Source organism: Paracoccus panacisoli, assembly GCF_042435015.1.
GTDB lineage: Bacteria > Pseudomonadota > Alphaproteobacteria > Rhodobacterales > Rhodobacteraceae > Paracoccus > Paracoccus panacisoli.
The window spans coordinates 89,371-105,020 of sequence record NZ_JBHMQU010000016.1; the positions used below are offsets into that span (position 1 = coordinate 89,371).

General features: G+C 72.2%; 18 protein-coding genes. 11 read left to right on the forward strand and 7 right to left on the reverse strand.

Features of this window, described 5'->3' with window-relative positions:
• Window positions 1-114: 114 nt before the first annotated feature.
• On the reverse strand, window positions 115-1,545 hold the full coding sequence (gene puuE, locus ACFHYO_RS04655; RefSeq protein WP_394318706.1) for an allantoinase PuuE: 1,431 nt from the start codon (window positions 1,543-1,545) through the stop codon (window positions 115-117).
• Between the two features lie 109 nt (window positions 1,546-1,654).
• On the reverse strand, window positions 1,655-2,863 hold the full coding sequence (locus ACFHYO_RS04660) for an MFS transporter (RefSeq protein ID WP_394318708.1): 1,209 nt from the start codon (window positions 2,861-2,863) through the stop codon (window positions 1,655-1,657).
• Window positions 2,864-3,088: 225 nt separating this feature from the next.
• Here ACFHYO_RS04660 and ACFHYO_RS04665 point away from each other — a divergent pair, with 225 nt between their 5' ends.
• Entirely contained in the window at window positions 3,089-3,847 is a 759-nt protein-coding gene (locus ACFHYO_RS04665; protein ID WP_052512968.1) for a GntR family transcriptional regulator, read from the forward strand.
• 25 nt (window positions 3,848-3,872) lie between these two features.
• On the opposite strand, the gene ACFHYO_RS04670 is transcribed toward ACFHYO_RS04665, so the two are convergent.
• On the reverse strand, window positions 3,873-4,667 hold the full coding sequence (locus tag ACFHYO_RS04670) for an oxepin-CoA hydrolase, alternative type (RefSeq protein WP_394318710.1): 795 nt from the start codon (window positions 4,665-4,667) through the stop codon (window positions 3,873-3,875).
• Window positions 4,668-4,985: 318 nt separating this feature from the next.
• On the opposite strand from ACFHYO_RS04670, the gene ACFHYO_RS04675 reads away from it, so the two are divergent.
• Together ACFHYO_RS04675 and ACFHYO_RS04680 are read left to right on the forward strand one after the other, a co-directional pair.
• On the forward strand, window positions 4,986-6,428 hold the full coding sequence (locus ACFHYO_RS04675) for a L,D-transpeptidase family protein (protein WP_394318712.1): 1,443 nt from the start codon (window positions 4,986-4,988) through the stop codon (window positions 6,426-6,428).
• Window positions 6,428-7,384 (forward strand): extensin-like domain-containing protein, encoded by a 957-nt coding sequence (locus tag ACFHYO_RS04680; protein WP_244507309.1) that lies wholly within the window; start codon window positions 6,428-6,430, stop codon window positions 7,382-7,384. Before ACFHYO_RS04675 ends, ACFHYO_RS04680 begins: the two co-directional genes overlap by 1 nt.
• Before the next feature lie 3 nt (window positions 7,385-7,387).
• Here ACFHYO_RS04680 and ACFHYO_RS04685 read toward each other — a convergent pair whose 3' ends face one another.
• The 4 genes from ACFHYO_RS04685 to ACFHYO_RS04700 all read right to left on the reverse strand — a co-directional run bounded on the left by ACFHYO_RS04685 (window position 7,388) and on the right by ACFHYO_RS04700 (window position 11,346).
• Window positions 7,388-8,119 carry a Crp/Fnr family transcriptional regulator gene (locus ACFHYO_RS04685; protein WP_052174883.1) on the reverse strand — a complete coding sequence of 244 codons (732 nt, stop codon included), beginning with the start codon at window positions 8,117-8,119 and terminating at the stop codon, window positions 7,388-7,390.
• Window positions 8,120-8,275: 156 nt separating this feature from the next.
• Window positions 8,276-9,160, reverse strand: coding sequence for a YsnF/AvaK domain-containing protein (locus tag ACFHYO_RS04690; protein WP_052174882.1), 885 nt, complete (start codon window positions 9,158-9,160; stop codon window positions 8,276-8,278).
• 64 nt (window positions 9,161-9,224) lie between these two features.
• On the reverse strand, window positions 9,225-9,737 hold the full coding sequence (locus ACFHYO_RS04695) for a YsnF/AvaK domain-containing protein (protein WP_394318715.1): 513 nt from the start codon (window positions 9,735-9,737) through the stop codon (window positions 9,225-9,227).
• A gap of 271 nt (window positions 9,738-10,008) precedes the next feature.
• Complete coding sequence (locus tag ACFHYO_RS04700) at window positions 10,009-11,346, reverse strand: FliI/YscN family ATPase (protein ID WP_394318717.1); 1,338 nt, start codon at window positions 11,344-11,346, stop codon at window positions 10,009-10,011.
• A 112-nt stretch (window positions 11,347-11,458) separates the two neighbouring features.
• Between ACFHYO_RS04700 and ACFHYO_RS04705 the strand changes: the two genes are divergently transcribed.
• Genes ACFHYO_RS04705 through flgH form a run of 8 tightly spaced genes read left to right on the forward strand, consistent with a single transcriptional unit; the run spans window position 11,459 to window position 15,541 of the window.
• Window positions 11,459-11,860, forward strand: coding sequence for a FlgB family protein (locus tag ACFHYO_RS04705; RefSeq protein ID WP_036708430.1), 402 nt, complete (start codon window positions 11,459-11,461; stop codon window positions 11,858-11,860).
• Between the two features lie 11 nt (window positions 11,861-11,871).
• On the forward strand, window positions 11,872-12,261 hold the full coding sequence (flgC, locus tag ACFHYO_RS04710; RefSeq protein WP_036708429.1) for a flagellar basal body rod protein FlgC: 390 nt from the start codon (window positions 11,872-11,874) through the stop codon (window positions 12,259-12,261).
• An 11-nt stretch (window positions 12,262-12,272) separates the two neighbouring features.
• Entirely contained in the window at window positions 12,273-12,584 is a 312-nt protein-coding gene (gene fliE / locus ACFHYO_RS04715; RefSeq protein WP_036708427.1) for a flagellar hook-basal body complex protein FliE, read from the forward strand.
• Window positions 12,584-12,850, forward strand: a complete 267-nt coding sequence (locus tag ACFHYO_RS04720; protein WP_036734994.1) for a flagellar biosynthetic protein FliQ — start codon at window positions 12,584-12,586, stop codon at window positions 12,848-12,850. The genes fliE and ACFHYO_RS04720 overlap by 1 nt, the downstream gene beginning before the upstream one ends.
• 1 nt (window position 12,851) lies before the next feature.
• A complete protein-coding gene (locus ACFHYO_RS04725; protein WP_394318720.1) occupies window positions 12,852-13,574 on the forward strand; it encodes a flagellar hook-basal body complex protein in 723 nt (240 codons plus the stop codon).
• Window positions 13,575-13,588: 14 nt separating this feature from the next.
• Entirely contained in the window at window positions 13,589-14,374 is a 786-nt protein-coding gene (gene flgG / locus ACFHYO_RS04730; protein WP_036702630.1) for a flagellar basal-body rod protein FlgG, read from the forward strand.
• Entirely contained in the window at window positions 14,374-14,787 is a 414-nt protein-coding gene (flgA, locus tag ACFHYO_RS04735; protein WP_394318722.1) for a flagellar basal body P-ring formation chaperone FlgA, read from the forward strand. The genes flgG and flgA overlap by 1 nt, the downstream gene beginning before the upstream one ends.
• A gap of 13 nt (window positions 14,788-14,800) precedes the next feature.
• Window positions 14,801-15,541, forward strand: coding sequence for a flagellar basal body L-ring protein FlgH (flgH, locus tag ACFHYO_RS04740; RefSeq protein WP_394318724.1), 741 nt, complete (start codon window positions 14,801-14,803; stop codon window positions 15,539-15,541).
• Window positions 15,542-15,650: the final 109 nt, after the last annotated feature.

A 15,650-nucleotide genomic window follows, 5' to 3' on the forward strand; every position in this document is an offset into this window, starting at 1 on the left:
TCGTTGGTCGAAGGGCCCGCCTGCCCCGGCTCACCCTGCCGGACGGTTGCCCCCGGGAATGGCTGCGGCCCCAGGACCCATTCTCTTTTGCCCAAATATCCCGGGGGGGCCGCGTCAGCGGCGGGGGGCAGCGCCCCCCTCCCCCAGTGCCACCTCGAGCCGCAGCGCCGCGATGCGCGCCACCTGACGCTCGGCCTCGGCCCGCTCGGTGGCGCTGTCGTTGGCGACCCGCTGCGCCATCGCCGCCATGATCCCCGCCTTGTCGTGGTCGCGCACGGCGATGATGAACGGAAAGCCGTGGCGGGCGGTATAGGCCTCGTTCAGCCGGGTGAACTCGGCCCGCTCGGCGTCGGTCAGCGCGTCGAGCCCGGCGCTCGCCTGCTCGGCGGTCGACTCGGCGGTCAGCCGCTTGGCCGCGGCCAGCTTGCCGGCAAGGTCCGGGTGGGCGTTCAGCACCGCGAGGCGCTCGGCGTCGGTGCCCTGCCGGAACATCTGCGCCATGCGCGCAGCCAGCCCCGCGGCGCTGTCGTGCACCGCCCCCATCTCGGCGTCCCAGACCCGCTCGGCCACCCAGGGCGAGTGCTCATAGACCCCGCCAAAGCGGGCCACGAAGGCCGCGCGGTCCATCGCCGAGGGGCGTTCCACATCGCAGAACGGGTGATCGGCCGCCCAGTGCCGGGCGATGTCGAGCCGGGTGGCGAACCAAACCCCGTCATGCGCGCGGGCATGGTCGAGGAACCGCTGCAGCGCCGCCGCCCGCCCCGGCCGCCCGGCGAGGCGGCAGTGCAGCCCGACCGACATCATCTTCGGCGCCCCCGCCGCGCCCTCGGCATAGAGCACGTCGAAGCTGTCGCGCAGGTAGTCAAAGAAATCCGTGCCCGTTCCGAACCCCTGCCCGGACGAGAAGCGCATGTCGTTGGCGTCCATCGTATAGGGCACCATGAGCTGCGGCCGCCCCTCGTGGACGTGCCAATAGGGCAGGTCGTCGGCGATGCTGTCGGCGAGATAGGCAAAGCCCCCCTCCTCGCACCCCAGCGCCACCGTGTTCATCGAGGTCCGGCCTTGGTAGAAGCCCAGCGGTCGCGCGCCCGTCACGGCGGTGTGCAGGCGGATCGCCTCGGCAATGTGGGCGGCCTCGGTCTCGCGGTCGATGTTGCGGTAGTCGATCCACTTCAGCCCGTGGGTGGCGATCTCCCACCCCGCCGCCTGCATCGCGGCGACCTGTTCGGGCGACCGCTCGAGCGCGGTGGCGACGCCGTAGACGGTCACCGGCACGTCCCTGAGCATCCGGTAGAGCCGCCAGAACCCGGCCCGGGCGCCGTAGTCGTAGATCGATTCCATGTTCCAGTGCCGCTGGCCGGGCCAGGGCTGGGCGCCGATGATCTCCGAAAGGAACGCCTCGGACGCGGCGTCGCCGTGCTCGATCGAGTTCTCGCCGCCCTCCTCGTAGTTGACGACGATCTGCACGGCGATCCGTGCGCCCCCCGGCCAGCGCGGGTCGGGCGGAGTTTCTCCGTAGCCTCGCAGGTCGCGGCTGTAGCGCATCGTCGGTCCTTTCGCGTCGAACGACCGGCAGGGTCACGCGCCGGGCGGGCGATGTCCAGCCGCCCCGCCCGCGCTTTCCGGCAGGCGGCAACGCCGGGACGGGGCCGGGTCAGCCCGCGGGCAGCATGTCCCGCGGCCGGGGCAGGAAGGCGGTGAAGAGCCCCAGAAGCGGCAGGAACGAGCAGATGAGGAACACGAAGCGGATGCCGTGCGCGTCGGCCACCTGCCCCAGCACCGCCGCCGCGATCCCGCCCATCCCGAAGGCAAAGCCGAAGAAGAGCCCCGCGATCAGCCCGGTGCGGCCCGGCACCAGCTCTTGCGCATAGACGACGATGGCGGGCGCGGCCGAGGCGATGATGAGCCCGATCAGCACCGTCAGCGCGCCGGTCGCGGCGAGGCCTACATGCGGCAGCAGCAGGGTGAAGGGCAGCACGCCGAGGATCGAGAACCAGATCACCTTGAGCGTCCCCACCCGGTCGCCCACGATCCCGCCCAGCATCACCCCGGCGGCCGAGCCGAAGAGCAGCAGGAACAGCATGATCTGCGAGGTCTGGTTCGAGACCCCGAACTTGTCGATCAGGAAGAAGGTGTAATAGCTCGTCAGGCTTGCCATATAGAACGCCTTGGTCATCGACAGCAGCGCCAGCACCCCGATGGCCATGAGGATCCGGCGCCGGGGCAGGTTCGGCGCCGGCGGGACGCGCAGCGCGCCGGCCTTGCGCCGCCCCTCGGCCCAGGCGCCGACGCGCCACAGCACCGCGACGCCGCCCAGCGCGATCAGCGCGAGCCAGCCCAGCACCGGCCGCCCGAACGGCACGACGAGGAACGCCGCCAGCAGCGGCCCCAGCGCCTGCCCGCCGTTCCCGCCCAGCTGGAACAGCGACTGTGCGGTGCCGAACCGCCCGCCCGAGGCGGTGCGCGCCACCCGGCTGCTCTCGGGGTGGAAGATCGACGAGCCGAGGCCGATCAGCATCGCCCCGGCCAGAAGCATCGGATAGCTGTCGGCCTGCGCCAGCGTGAGGACGCCGGCGAAGCTCGACAGCATCCCCAGCGCCAGCGACTTGGGCATCGGGTGGCGGTCGGTGACGATGCCGACCACCGGCTGCAAGAGCGAGGCCGTGACTTGAAAGGCGAAGGTCATCCAGCCGATCTGGGCGTAGCTCAGCGTGAACTCGTCCCTGAGCAGCGGATAGATCGCGGACAACAGCGACTGCAGCACGTCGTTGATCATGTGGCAGGCGCTGATGGCGATCAGCACCGGCCAGACCGGGCCGGTGCGGACCGCCGCCGTGGGTGTCGTCGTGGCGCTGGGAATCATGCTCGTCGCCCCCTCGCAGGTCCGGGTGCCGCTGGTCCGGCCAGACCGTCACGGCGGCGGCGAAAGTGCAAGGGGCCGGGGTGCCGGGCGCACCGCCTCTGGCGTGCGGATGGGGCGTCCGGCCGGGCGGCGGGGCGCCGCCGGGGAACATGGCGCTGCATATTCCGCATTGCCAGCACGGCGGTCGGGGTGGCACAAACCCGGCATCCAGCGAGGGTCAAGACCATGACGGCGTCCGCCGGCGACAGCACCGATGCCCGTCCGCGCCTGCGCCGGTCGCAGCGCGAACGGACCAGCTGGCTGCAGGTCCGCGGCGTGATCATGAGCCGCATCGCCGAGGGCATCTATCCGCCCGGCGAGCTGATCCCGACCGAAATCGAGCTCGCGTCCGAGTTCGGCTGCGCCCGCGCAACGGTGAACCGGGCGCTCGCCGCGCTGGCCGACCGCGGGGTGCTGGACCGGCGGCGGCGGATCGGCACCCGGGTCGCGCCCGACCTCATCCATCCCGGCGCCTGCCAGCGCGTGCCGCGGATGCGCGACATGGTCGAGGCCGAGGGCCGCCGCTTCCGCTTCCAGTTCCTCGGCGTCTCGGGGCGGGCCGCGCCCCCGGACGTGTGCGAGCGGATGTTCTGCAGCGACCCCGCCGCGCTGGTCGAGACCTGCACCCTCTTCTACTCGGACGAGCGGCTGATCTGCGCCGAGCGGCGCTGGCACGACAGCCGGGCGCTGCCCGAATTGCTGCCCGCACTGGGGGAGGAGACGACGGCGAACGACTGGGTGTCGGGCAATGCGCCGGTGACCCGGATCGAGCAGCGGATCTCGGCCCATCTCGCCGGGGCGATCGACGCCGCCGAGATGCTCGGCTGCCCGCCCGAGGCCGCCGTGCTGCAATATGAGACCTGCCTCTGGACGGCCGGCGCCCCGGTCAGCCTGTCCCGCCACGCCATGCAGCCGGGCGAAGTCATGGCGACCCGCATCCGCTGAGCGCGGGGCGGGCCACCTCGGGTGGTCAGCCGCGGCGGCGCAGGGCGGCGAAGTCGGGGGCGCGCTTGCCGAGGAAGGCCGCGATCCCCTCGGCCGCCTCGGCCGAGGCGAGCGCGGTCGCCATCGGCGCGACCTCGGCCTCGAGCTGGCGGTCGAGCAGCTGCCGACGCCCGCCCGTGATCAGCCGCTTGATCGACGCCTGCGAGTCGGCTGGCCCGCGGGCCAGCTGCGCCGCGGCAGCCTCGGCCGCGGCGAGCGCGCCACCGGCGGGCACCACCGCGTTGATCGCCCCGATCTGGTGCAGCCGCGTGGCGGCGACGGGCTGGCCGCCGAGGCACAGCTCGGCCGCGAGCGCCGGGGGAACGGCGCCGAGCAGGCTGCCCGTCAGCCCCCCGTCCGGCACCAGCCCCGCGTTGACGTAGGACGCCGAGAAGCGCGCATCCTCGGCCGCGATGATCAGGTCGCAGGCCAGCGCGAGCGAGAAGCCCGCCCCGGCGGCGCCGCCCTCGACCGCGGCGATCACCGGGCGCGGGCAGTCGAGGATGGCGCGGATCAGGTCGGCCAGATCCTCGATCCGGGCGCGGCGCTCGTCCTCGGACATGGTCTGCGCGGTCATCAGCAGGTTCAGGTCGCCGCCGGCGCAGAAGAACCCTTCGGCCCCGGTCAGCACCACCGCGCCGATCCGCGGCTCGGCCTCCGCCTGGGCCAGCGCCGCGCGCAGCCCGGCGTACAGCCCGGCGCTCAGCGCGTTGCGGCGCGTCGGGTTGTCGTTGACGACCACCAGATAGGTGTCGCGGTCGATGATCTGGCAGTTTTCCATCGGTGCCTCCCCCGAAGCTGTTCGTGCGGCGTCGTCGCTATGGGTCCATCTGCGGGGTGGCGGCGCGGGGTGCAAGCGGCCTTGCGGCGGAAGGGCCGCGGGTCACGCAAGGTCACGCGCGCGCGGCCGCCTTGGGGGCGCGAGGCGTGGGCCGGAATCGCCGCTGGTCAAACTTTGTTGTGCGGCGGGGGCTTGGCAGGAACCGCGGCGGATGCCATCGGATTGCCCTTCAACGCCCCTTCGACCGTCGCGCGACCCGAACCTCGCCTGAACCGTACCTCGCTGACCCGATCCTTGCCTGAACTGGAGCCTGCCCCGATGTCCCGCACCCCTCGTCCCGCCGCCGCCCGCCCCTCTGCCCCCGGTCGCGGCCACGGGGGCGCGGTCCGGCTGCGGGCGCACCCGCTGGCGCTGGCGCTGGCGCTCGCACCGCTGGTGGCGCTGGCGTCGCCCGCCGCGGCACAGGACAAGCGGGTGGCGATGACGCCCGCCGACATCGAGGCCGCGACCTTCTCGGGGACCGGCGAGCTGCCGCCCGGCCAGTCGGCGCTGACCGCCAAGCTGCAGGTGCTGCTCGACCGCTCGGGCGTCTCGCCCGGGGTGGTGGACGGGTTCCGCGGGGGCATGAGCGAAAGCGCCATCATGGCGTTCGAGCGGATGCACGGCCTGCCGCAGGACGGCCACCTCGACCCCAAGGTCTGGGCGCTGCTCGAGCGCTTTGCCGGCGAGCCGCTGACCTCGACCTATACCGTCACCGAGGAGGACGCGAAGGGCCTCGTCGACAAGATCCCCACCGACTACGCCGAAAAGGCGCAGATGGAGACGCTCGGCTATACCTCGGTCGCCGAGAAACTGGCCGAGCGCTTCCACATGGACGAGAAGTTCCTGATCCAGCTGAACCCCGGCAAGAAGATCGCGCCGGGCGAGACGATCGCCATCACCGTCCCGGCCAAGCCGATCACCGGCAAGGTGGCCCGGATCGTGGTGGACAAGGCGACCGGCCGGGTCGCGGCCTATGACGGCGCGGGCAAGATGCTGGCCGATTACCCGGCCACGGTCGGCTCGTCCGACACCCCGTCCCCGCATGGCAGCCACCTGGTCGAGGCGGTCGCGCTGGACCCGACCTATACCTACAACCCCAACGTCAACTTCAAGCAGGGCAAGAACGACAAGGTGCTGACCATCCCGCCGGGGCCGAACGGGCCGGTGGGCAACGTCTGGATCGACCTGTCGCAGCCGACCTACGGCATCCACGGCACGCCGACGCCGTCGCGGCTGTTCGTGAACGAAAGCCACGGCTGCGTGCGGCTGACGAATTGGGATGCCCGCGAGCTGGCCAAGATGGTGCAGCCGGGGGTGACGATCGTCGACTTCCTCGCGCCCGGGGTGGCGATTGCGGATGTGACGAAGCCGGTCGAACCGCCGGTGATCCCCGAGGCTGACGCGGCCGGCACGGCCGAGGGCGCGGCAGCGACCCCGGGGGTGACGGTGTCCGGCCGCCCGGTGCCGCGGTCGGCAGCGGTCGCGGGTGCAGCGGGGGCTACGGCTTCCGGCGCAGCCGCCCCGGCCACGGGTACCACCGCTACGCCGGTCCCCGGCACCACTCCGGCGGCCACGCCGGGCGCGGTGCCCGCCGCAACGAGCGGCGCGGGGTCCGATCCGCTGGGTCAGGCGCTCGACCAGGCGACCGGCGCCACCCCCGGCGCGCAGCCCTATGTGCTCCCCACCCCCGGCGCCGCGGCGCCCGCCGCCACGAACTGATGCGCCGCCTGACCGCCGCGGCGGCGCTCGCCGGGCTCGCCGCACTCGGCGGGGCGGCGAGCGTGGTAATGGGCGTCGCGCCGGTCGTGGCGCAGGCCGACGATGCCAAGGCCCCCGCCCCCGCCCCGAAGTCCCGCCCGGCGCAGGCCGACGCCGGGGCGGCGGACACCGCCCCCCCGCCGCGGCGTCCGGCCGAGTCCCCGCGCCCCGCCGCGCAAGGCCACCTGATCCCGCCCGAGGAGATGCCGCCCCCTGCGGCCCCGGCGGCCAAAGCCGACGCAAAATCCACGGCCGCAGAGCCGACCGTCCCGCCAGCGTCCTCCGGCACGCTGATCCCGCCCGAGCCGATCGTCCCCGCAGGCCCTCCGGTCCCCGAAACCCTGCGCGAAACCGACTTTGCCCACGCCGCCTGCCGGCTCGAACTGCGCCGCCTGGGGGTGGAGTACCGCGAAATCCCCGCCCTCTCGGACCCCGGGCAGCGCGACTGCGGCATCGCCCGACCGGTCGAGGTCACCGCGATCCTGCCCGGCGTGACGCTGGACCAGCCCGCGCCGATGCGCTGCGAGACCGCGCGGGCGCTGGCCCACTGGATGGCGGAGGTCGTGGTCCCCGCCGCGGGCCGCCTGCCCGGTGCGCCGCGGGTGACGGGCCTCTCGCTCGGGACTACCTACCAGTGCCGGGGCGTGGTCGGGAACGGCACGCCGCAGAACCTCTCCGAGCACGCGACCGGGAACGCCATCGACATCGCCGGCTTCCGCTTCGACACCGCGCCGCCGATGCCGATCACGCCGCCCGGCGACCGGGGCGACCTCGCGGTGGCGTTCCAGAATGCGGTGCAGGGGGCGGCCTGCCTCTACTTCACCACCGTGCTCGGCCCGGGCAGCAATGCCGCGCACGAGGATCACCTGCACCTCGACGTCAAGGCCCGGCGCGGCGGGTTCCGGCTCTGCCAGTAGGGCTCAGCGGCGGCGGCGCTCGAGGTCGAGATACTCGGGGTCGAACCGCGCCAGCCGCGCCAGCCCCAGCCAGTCGAGGATCTGGATGTCGGTTCCCGCCCAGCGCACCAGCCCGCGGTCGCGCAGGTCGCGGACCGCGCGGTTGATGTGGATCGACGAGTAGCCGAGGATGTTCGCCAGCTCGCGCTGCAGCAGCGGCAGCGTCAGCCGGTGGTCGCGGGCCGCGCCAACGGCGGCGAGCCGCGTGTAGATCTCGCAGATCAAATGGGCGAGATGCGCGCTCGACCGCAGCGCGTTCGCCGCCACCAGCCACTGCCGGTGGATCGCCGCGTCGATGGCCGTGGACATCCACAGCAGGCGCGTCAGATGCGGGTAGTTCTCGGTGATCTCGGTTAGCACCGCATGGTCGATGAACTCGGCCTCGGCCGGGCCCACGGCGATGACGCTGTGCTCAATCCCGCTCAGGACGAAGGCGTGCAGGTCCACGAAATCGCCCGGGACGTGCAGCGCCGTGATCACCGTCTGGGTCGAGTTTCCGCGCAGGATGTGCAGGCGACCCGCCATCCCGCGCAGCATCAGGCAGCTGCGGTCGATGTCGTTGCCCGCGGACACCATCGTCTCGCCGGGGGCAAAGCTGCGCGTCTCGGTGGGAATCGACCGCAGCTTCTCAAGGTCCGCAGCGCTCAGGGAATCGCGGCGCTGGAGATAGCGGACGAAATATTCAGTCAGTGCCATGATGGTCTTTCAGGGACGCAGCGGACGAATAAATGTCAGGCGGACCAACATGATGCAATGCGCAGCGCCCGGCGGCTAACAAAGTTACACCGGACCCGGACGGCGAACGGGGGGCAGCGCGGCCGCCGCCCCCCGCCTCACATCTTGCGATTTGCCTCAGCGGCGATCGAGGTCGCGGTCGGTGGCCAGGCCCGGGGCGCGCTCGTCCTCGATCTCGACCTCGGTCTTGCGGACGCTGTCGCGCACCGTCTCGACGTGGCTCTCGACGTCCTTGTTGAGGTGGATCTCCTCGACGACGCGAGCCTCTTTCTGGACCACGGGCGCCTCGACGTACTCGCGCGCCTCGATGGTGCGGTCCTCGAAGGTCGCCCCGTCGGCCGGGCGGTCCACCGGGCGGCGCTCGATGCTGACGCGCTCGCTGCGCAGCTCGACGTCCTGCTCGACCGGGGTTTCGCGGACGTAGGACCGTACGCGGACGCGGCCGCCCTCGGCCTCGCGCTTCGAGACCATCAGCCGCTCTTCCACCACGTCGATCTTGCCGTCGGCGTCGAGGTCACCCTCGAGCGGTGCGCGGGTGGCATGACGCTCGGTCTCGACCCGGCCCTCGGCGTAGCCGGCGGTCGCGGTGCCGAGGACGGGATCATAGCCGGTCCAGCCCTCTTCGCGCCATTCGGCCTCGCGGGCGTCCAGATCGACCGCACCCTCGTCATCGAGGATGTCGAGCGCGGTGTCGTACTGCCCGGCCGCGAGGTTCGAGACGGTCACGAGGTAACCGCCGCGGTTCAGGCCCTCGGCATAGGCGTACCGGTCTTCCTCAGGGAAGAAGAAGTCGCCGATCGATTCGAAGAAGCCCTTGTCGTGGGTGCGGGTATCGACGGCCGCATCGCGCTGGACGCTGCCGTAGCCTTCGTTCTCGCCGCCCGTCAGGACGACATCAGCGATGCCGGCGGCTTCGAGCCGCGACACGGCGCGATCGGCCTCGGCACGGGTGTCGAACATCGCCGAAAGCGAGCGGGTGGAGCCGGTGTTTTCGATGGCCATTGTGATTGGTCCTTGTTTCAGGGGGTCGGGGGGGGTGCGGTGGGTCTGGGCGACGTTCGGTCGGTCAGCCGTCGCGCCCGTCGAAGCCGGACGGAGGCTGTCCGGGGTCGGGGTCGCCCGGGTCGGCCGGGCCAGGCTCCAGCGGCTCGACCACCGCGCGCTGGCGTCGCAGGCTCACCGGAACGTCGACCGTCTCGGTCGCGTGCACCCGGCGAACATGGATCTCTTCGGTGAGGACGAGGACGGTGCGCACCACCGCGCGCTCCTCGACCACGGGGATGATGAGCAGGTCACCTTCCTCGCGCGGGGCGGGGATCGCGTCGACCTCGCGCTCGACGGGGTGGCGAGAGACCTCGACACGCTGCGAGCCGAGCTGCGCCTGCAGGATTTCCTCGACCGCCTCGGTCATCAGGCGGACGCGGACGCCGCCCGTCTCGCGGCGCTGAATGCCGATGCGGGCGGTCTCTTCCACGACCTCGATGGTGTCGGTCTGCCGGTCGCGGTCGCGCGCCAAGTCGTTGAAGTGAGAGCCTTCATGGCGAAGAAGCGACGGGTCGCGCGGTGTCGAAGAGGTCATGCGGCTCGCCCTGGGGTGACACGGGCCGACGCAGCGGCCCGATTTCGTTGGCAGTCGGCACGAGAACCCCCGGCAGTGCTCTCCGGTTCAGGCGGTTAACAAATGTGAGCCGGTTTCCGCTTGGTGATCTGTCCGTCGGGTGTTCGTGCTGAGGCAGGCGCAACGCCGATCAACGAAGTTCCGGGGCTCGGCTTGCCGACTTCCCGTGCGGTCGCACGGCTTGCCCCTCGGACCACGCACCCGCCGGCCGCAATCCCGCGCCTTCCGCGCTTTACAGCCCCGGCCCACCCCCGCGCGCGGCCAGCGCCTCACGCAACAGCCGGAAACTGTCCCCCGCGTTCGCCGCCTTCTGCGCCGCCAGCGCGTCGAGCGCGGGCCAGAGCCGCACCGCCTCGTCCAGCCGCGGGTCGGTGCCGGGGGCATAGAGCCCCGCCTTGATCATCAGTTCGGACTCGGCATAAAGGCCCATCGCCGCCCGGGCGCGCGCGATCAGCGCATTCTCGGCCTCGCTCGCCGCGTGGGGCAGCGAGCGTGAGACCGAGCGCAGCACGTCCACCGCCGGAAACCGCCCCCGCTCGGCAATGGCCCGGTCGAGGACGACGTGCCCGTCAAGCACGCCGCGCAGGATGTCGGCGACCGGCTCCTCCATGTCCGACCCGGCGACGAGGACCGAGAAGATCGCGGTGATGTCGCCCGACCCCTCGTGACCCGGCCCGTCCGGGCCCGGCCCCGAGCGTTCGGCCAGCGCCATGATCATCTGCGCGGTCGAGGGCGGAAACCCGCGGTGGCTCGGCGCCTCGCCCGAGGCGAGCGCGATCTCGCGGTGCGCCTCGGCGAAACGGGTGATCGAATCGGCCAGGAACAGCACGTGCCGGCCGGCGTCGCGGAAATGCTCGGCCACCGCCATCGCCGCCCAGGCGCAGCGCCGCCGCATCAGCGGCGACTGGTCCGAGGTCGCGGCGACGACCACCGCCCGCGCCATCCCCTCGGGGCCGAGCGTCTGTTCGACGAACTCGCGCAGCTCGCGGCCCCGCTCGCCCACCATGGCGATCACCACGACATCGGCCGTGACGCCGCGGGCCAGCAGCGACAGCAGCGTGGACTTGCCCACGCCCGAACCCGCGAAGAGCCCGATCCGCTGGCCCCGGACGATCGGCAGCAGCGTGTCGAAGACCGCAAGCCCGGTGTCGAGCCGCCCCCCCAGCCGCCGGCGCGACGCCGCCGGGGGCGGCGGGGCGCGATAGCGCCGGTCGGCGTGACCCGAGGGCAGCGGGCGACCGTCGAGCGGCCGGCCGAGCGGGTCGACGATGCGCCCGATCCAGCCGTCGCAGGGCGCCAGCACCGGCCGGAACAAGAGCTCGACCACCGCCCCGATCGACAGCCCGTCCGCCGCCCCCTCGGGCAGCACCAACGCATGATCCTGCGTGAGCCCGATGATCTCGCCGAAGAGCGCCCCGTGCAGGAAGCCCACGCGGTCCCCGACCGAGGCCGAGTGGCTCAGCCCGTCGACCTCGACCACGCCTGCGCGAATCGCCGAGACGCGGCCGAAGTGACGCCCGAGCCGCAGGCCGCGGATGCGTGCGGCGGCCGATTCGATCCTGTCCAGCATGGCTCTGTTCGCTCCGCTTCGCTGTGGGCGGTCAGAAAATCTGCGCCGCGAAACGGTTTATAAACCTCTCGGGGTTAAGACCGGGTTTATCGCCAGGCACGAGGAGAATCCCTTGTTCGGACAAATCGACACGATGCGCATGGCGCGCGAACTCGGCGCCCATGCGGCCGCCCGCCAGCGGGTGATCGCCACCAACGTCGCCAACGCCGACACCCCCGGCTACCGCGCGGCGGACCTCGCGGCCTTCGCGCCCGAACCGCCCGGCGCGCTCAGCGTCGGGCTGCGCACCACCCGCCCCGGCCATGTCGGCGCGGGCGACTGGGGCAGCGGCGGTAGCGGGGTCAGGGCGGCGCGGATCGACGCCGGCGGCGAGGCCTCGCCCGACGGCAATACCGTCTCGCTCGAGGACGAGATGATGCGCGCGGCCGAGGCCAAGCGGCAGTTCGACCTGTCGCTCGCGGTGGTGCAGTCGGGAATGACGCTCCTGCGCACCGCCGCCGGACGCCGCGGCTGAAGGGGGCGGGGATGACCGATCTGTCCGCCACCGCGATCTCGGCCTCGGCCCTGCGCGCCCAGGGGATGCGGCTGCGCCACATCTCCGAGAACATCGCCAACGCCGACACCCCCGGCTATCGCCGCAAGCTGGTCCGGTTCGAGCCTGAGCGTGACTTCGGCCGCGCCACCGGCGCCGTCGCGGCCAGCCGGACGCTGCACGACACCCGCGCCCTGCCCGAGGTCTATGACCCCGGCAACCCGATGGCGGGGCCGGACGGCTATTATCTAGGCTCGAACGTCGATCTCGTGGTCGAGGTCGCCGACGCCCGCGAGGCGAGCCGCAGCTACGAAGCCAATCTCAAGATGTTCGAGCAGTCGCGGGCGATGTCGGCCTCGCTGCTCGACCTGATCCGCCGCTGAAAGGAGCCGCCATGTTCTCGCTCGCAACCGCCGCGATCCAGTCGGGCAGCCGCGCCGCCTCGGCCTATGCCGAGGCGCGCACCGCCGCCGCCCCCGCGCCTGCCACCGCCGGCCCCGCCGCCGGGATCGGCAGCGCCGCCGCCGAGTTCACCCGCGTCATCGAGGGCGCCGACCGCGCCGCCATCGGCGCGATGGGCGGCACCAGCGACACCCAGGCGCTCGTCCAGTCCATCGCCGAGGCCCAGATGGCGATGGAGACCGCCGTCGCGATCCGCGACCGCGTCGTCGAGGCCTACCAGGAAATCCTGCGGATGCCGGTCTGATGGACGAGAACCTGATCTTCGACCTGACCCGGCAGGCGCTCTGGGTCGCCGTCACCATGTCGGCGCCGCTGCTGATCGTGGCGCTGGTGACGGGGGTGGCCATTGGTCTGTTCCAGGCCCTGACCTCGGTGCAGGAGATGACGCTGACCTTCGTGCCCAAGGTCGGGCTGATGCTCGTGGTGTTCTGGGTCACGATGAGCTTCATGACCCAGACGCTCGCCGGGTTCTTCTCGGACCGGGTGCTGCCTCTGGTCGCGGGGGGCTGAGATGGACAACGCCATCTACGCCACCCTCACCCGACAGTCCGGCCTGATGCGCGAGATGCGCACCGTGGCCAACAACATGGCCAACAGTTCGACCACCGGCTTCCGGCGCGAGGGGGTGGTGTTCTCGGAATACATGTCCCCCTTGGCCACGCGCGGGGCCGGGCGCGAGACCCTGTCGATGGCCAACGCCCGCGGCCGCGAGGTCGACCTCACCCCCGGCAGCCTGACGATGACCGGCGGCTCGCTCGACCTGGCGCTCGAGCAGGGCGGGTTCTTCATGGTCGAGACGCCGCAGGGCAACCGCCTGACCCGCGCCGGCGCCTTCCTGCTCTCGCCCGAGGGCGAGATCACCAATGCCGACGGCTACCGCGTGCTCGACGAGGGCGGGGCGCCGATCGCCGTGCCGCCCGGGACGCGCAGCCTCGGCGTGGGGCCGGACGGCACGCTGTCGGCCGACGGCCAGCCGGTCGGGCGCATCGGGGTCTTCGACCAGCCCGACCGCGCGAAGCTCACGCATGAGGGCGGCACGCTGTTCTCGGCCGAGGGCGCCGAGCCGATGCCCGACGCCGTGGTGCGCCAGGGGTTCCTCGAGGATTCGAACGTCAACCCGGTGCTCGAGATCGCCCGGATGATCGAGGTCCAGCGCGCCTACGAACTCGGCCAGTCCTTCCTTGAGGGCGAGGACCAGCGCATCCGCGCGGCCATCGCCGCCACCACCCGCTAGAAGGCGACCTGCCCATGAGAGCACTCCAGATCGCGGCCACCGGCATGGCGGCCCAGCAGACGAGGGTCGAGGTGATTTCCCAGAACCTCGCCAACATGTCCACGACCGGCTACAACGCCCGCCGGGCCGAGTTCGCCGATCTTGCCTATCAGCAGGTCACGCGCCCGGGCACCATCTCGGCCGCCGACGGCACCATGGTCCCGGCCGGGGTGCAGATGGGCCTCGGCGTGCGCCCCACGGCGGTGACGATCACGCTCGCGCAGGGCTCGCTCAGCGCCACGGGCGGCGATCTCGACCTCGCCATCGACGGGTTCGGCTATCTCGAGGTGACGCTGCCCTCGGGCGCCTCGGGCTATACCCGCGACGGCGGGCTCAAGCGGTCCGCGGACGGGCAGATCGTGACCTCGGACGGCTACCCCGTCGCCCCCGGCATCACCATCCCGCCCGAGGCGCGCAGCGTCTCGATCAGCGCCACGGGCGAGGTCAACGCCTATTTCGCCGACCAGACCGAGCCGCAGAACCTCGGCCAGATCACCCTCGCGGGGTTCGTGAACGAAAAGGGGCTCGAGGCGACCGGCTCGAACCTGTTCCTCGAGACCCCGGCCTCGGGCGCGCCGATGATCGCCACGCCGGGCGAACAGGGGCTCGGGACCCTGCGGCAGGGCTATCTCGAGGAGAGCGCCGTCGATCCGGTGCGCGAGATCTCGGAGCTTATCAAGGCCCAGCGCGGATACGAGCTGAACTCGAAGGTCATCACCGCCGCCGACCAGATGCTCGGCGCCACCGTGCAGCTGCGCTGATGGGCTGGCTCATCCTTCTGCTCGCGCTGCTGCCGCTGTCGGTCGCGGCAGACGAGATCACCGCGGCGCGCACCCTGCCCGCCGGCACCGTGCTCGCCCCCGAGGATCTCTCGGTCGCCGTGACGGCGCGGGTCGGGCTGACCCCGCCCGACGCGATCGGCAAGCAGCTGCGCGTCGCCGTCTACGAGGGCCGGCCGATCACCGCGGGGCAGCTGACCGCCCCCACCCTCGTCGCCCGCAACCAGCTCGTCACGCTCGCCTACGAAAGCGCCGCGCTCAGGATCGAGACCGAGGGCCGGGCGCTCGGCGCGGGCGGCGAAGGCGACGTGATCCGGGTCATGAACATCTCCTCGCGCGCCACGCTGATGGCCCGCGTCAACGCCGACGGCTCTGTCACCGTCGCCCAGCGCTGAAGGACACGCGCGCATGAAATCCCCCCTCATCCTGACCGGCCTCGGCCTCTGCGCGTTGCTCACGGCCACCGCCTGCGGGCGGGTGGCCGAGGTCGGCCGCACCCCGGCCCTGACCGACACCCACGCCACCCCCGAGTTCCAGGCGATGGCCGAGCCGGTGCTGCCGCTGCCGCCCGGGCCGGTCCGCCCCGACAGCGCGGCCTCGCTCTGGGCAGGCCAGCAGATGTCGCTGGTGGGCGACCGCCGCGCCACCGCCCGCGGCGACATCCTGACCGTGGTGATCGAGATCGACGACAAGGCCGAGATCCAGAACAGCTCGGGGCGCTCGCGCGCCGCCGCCGACAGCGTCGGCATCCCGCAGATGATCGGCATCCCGCAGCGCATCAACGAGATCCTGCCCGAGGGCGCGAGCCTGGACACGCTCGCCTCGGCCAAGGGCTCGTCGACCTTCAAGGGCACCGGCAGCATCTCGCGGCGCGACAAGCTGACGCTCAGGGTCGCGGCCACGGTGATCGAGCGGCTGCCGAACGGCGTGCTGCACATCCAGGGCAGCCAGGAGGTGCGGGTGAACTATGAGGTGCGCGAGCTGACAGTCAGCGGCTTCGTCCGCCCTTCGGACATCAGCCGCGAGAACGAGGTCGCCTATGACCGCATCGCCGGCGCCCGCATCAGCTACGGCGGCCACGGCCAGATCAGCGACGTCCAGCAGCCGCGCTACGGCCAGCAGCTGGCCGACATCGTGCTGCCGTACTGAGGGGATGCGATGATCCGCAAGCTGCTGCCGATCCTGCTGATCCTCGTCGCGTTCCTCGGCGGCGCCGCCGGGGGTGACCTCCTGCACGGCCGGGGCGAGGCGGCCGCCG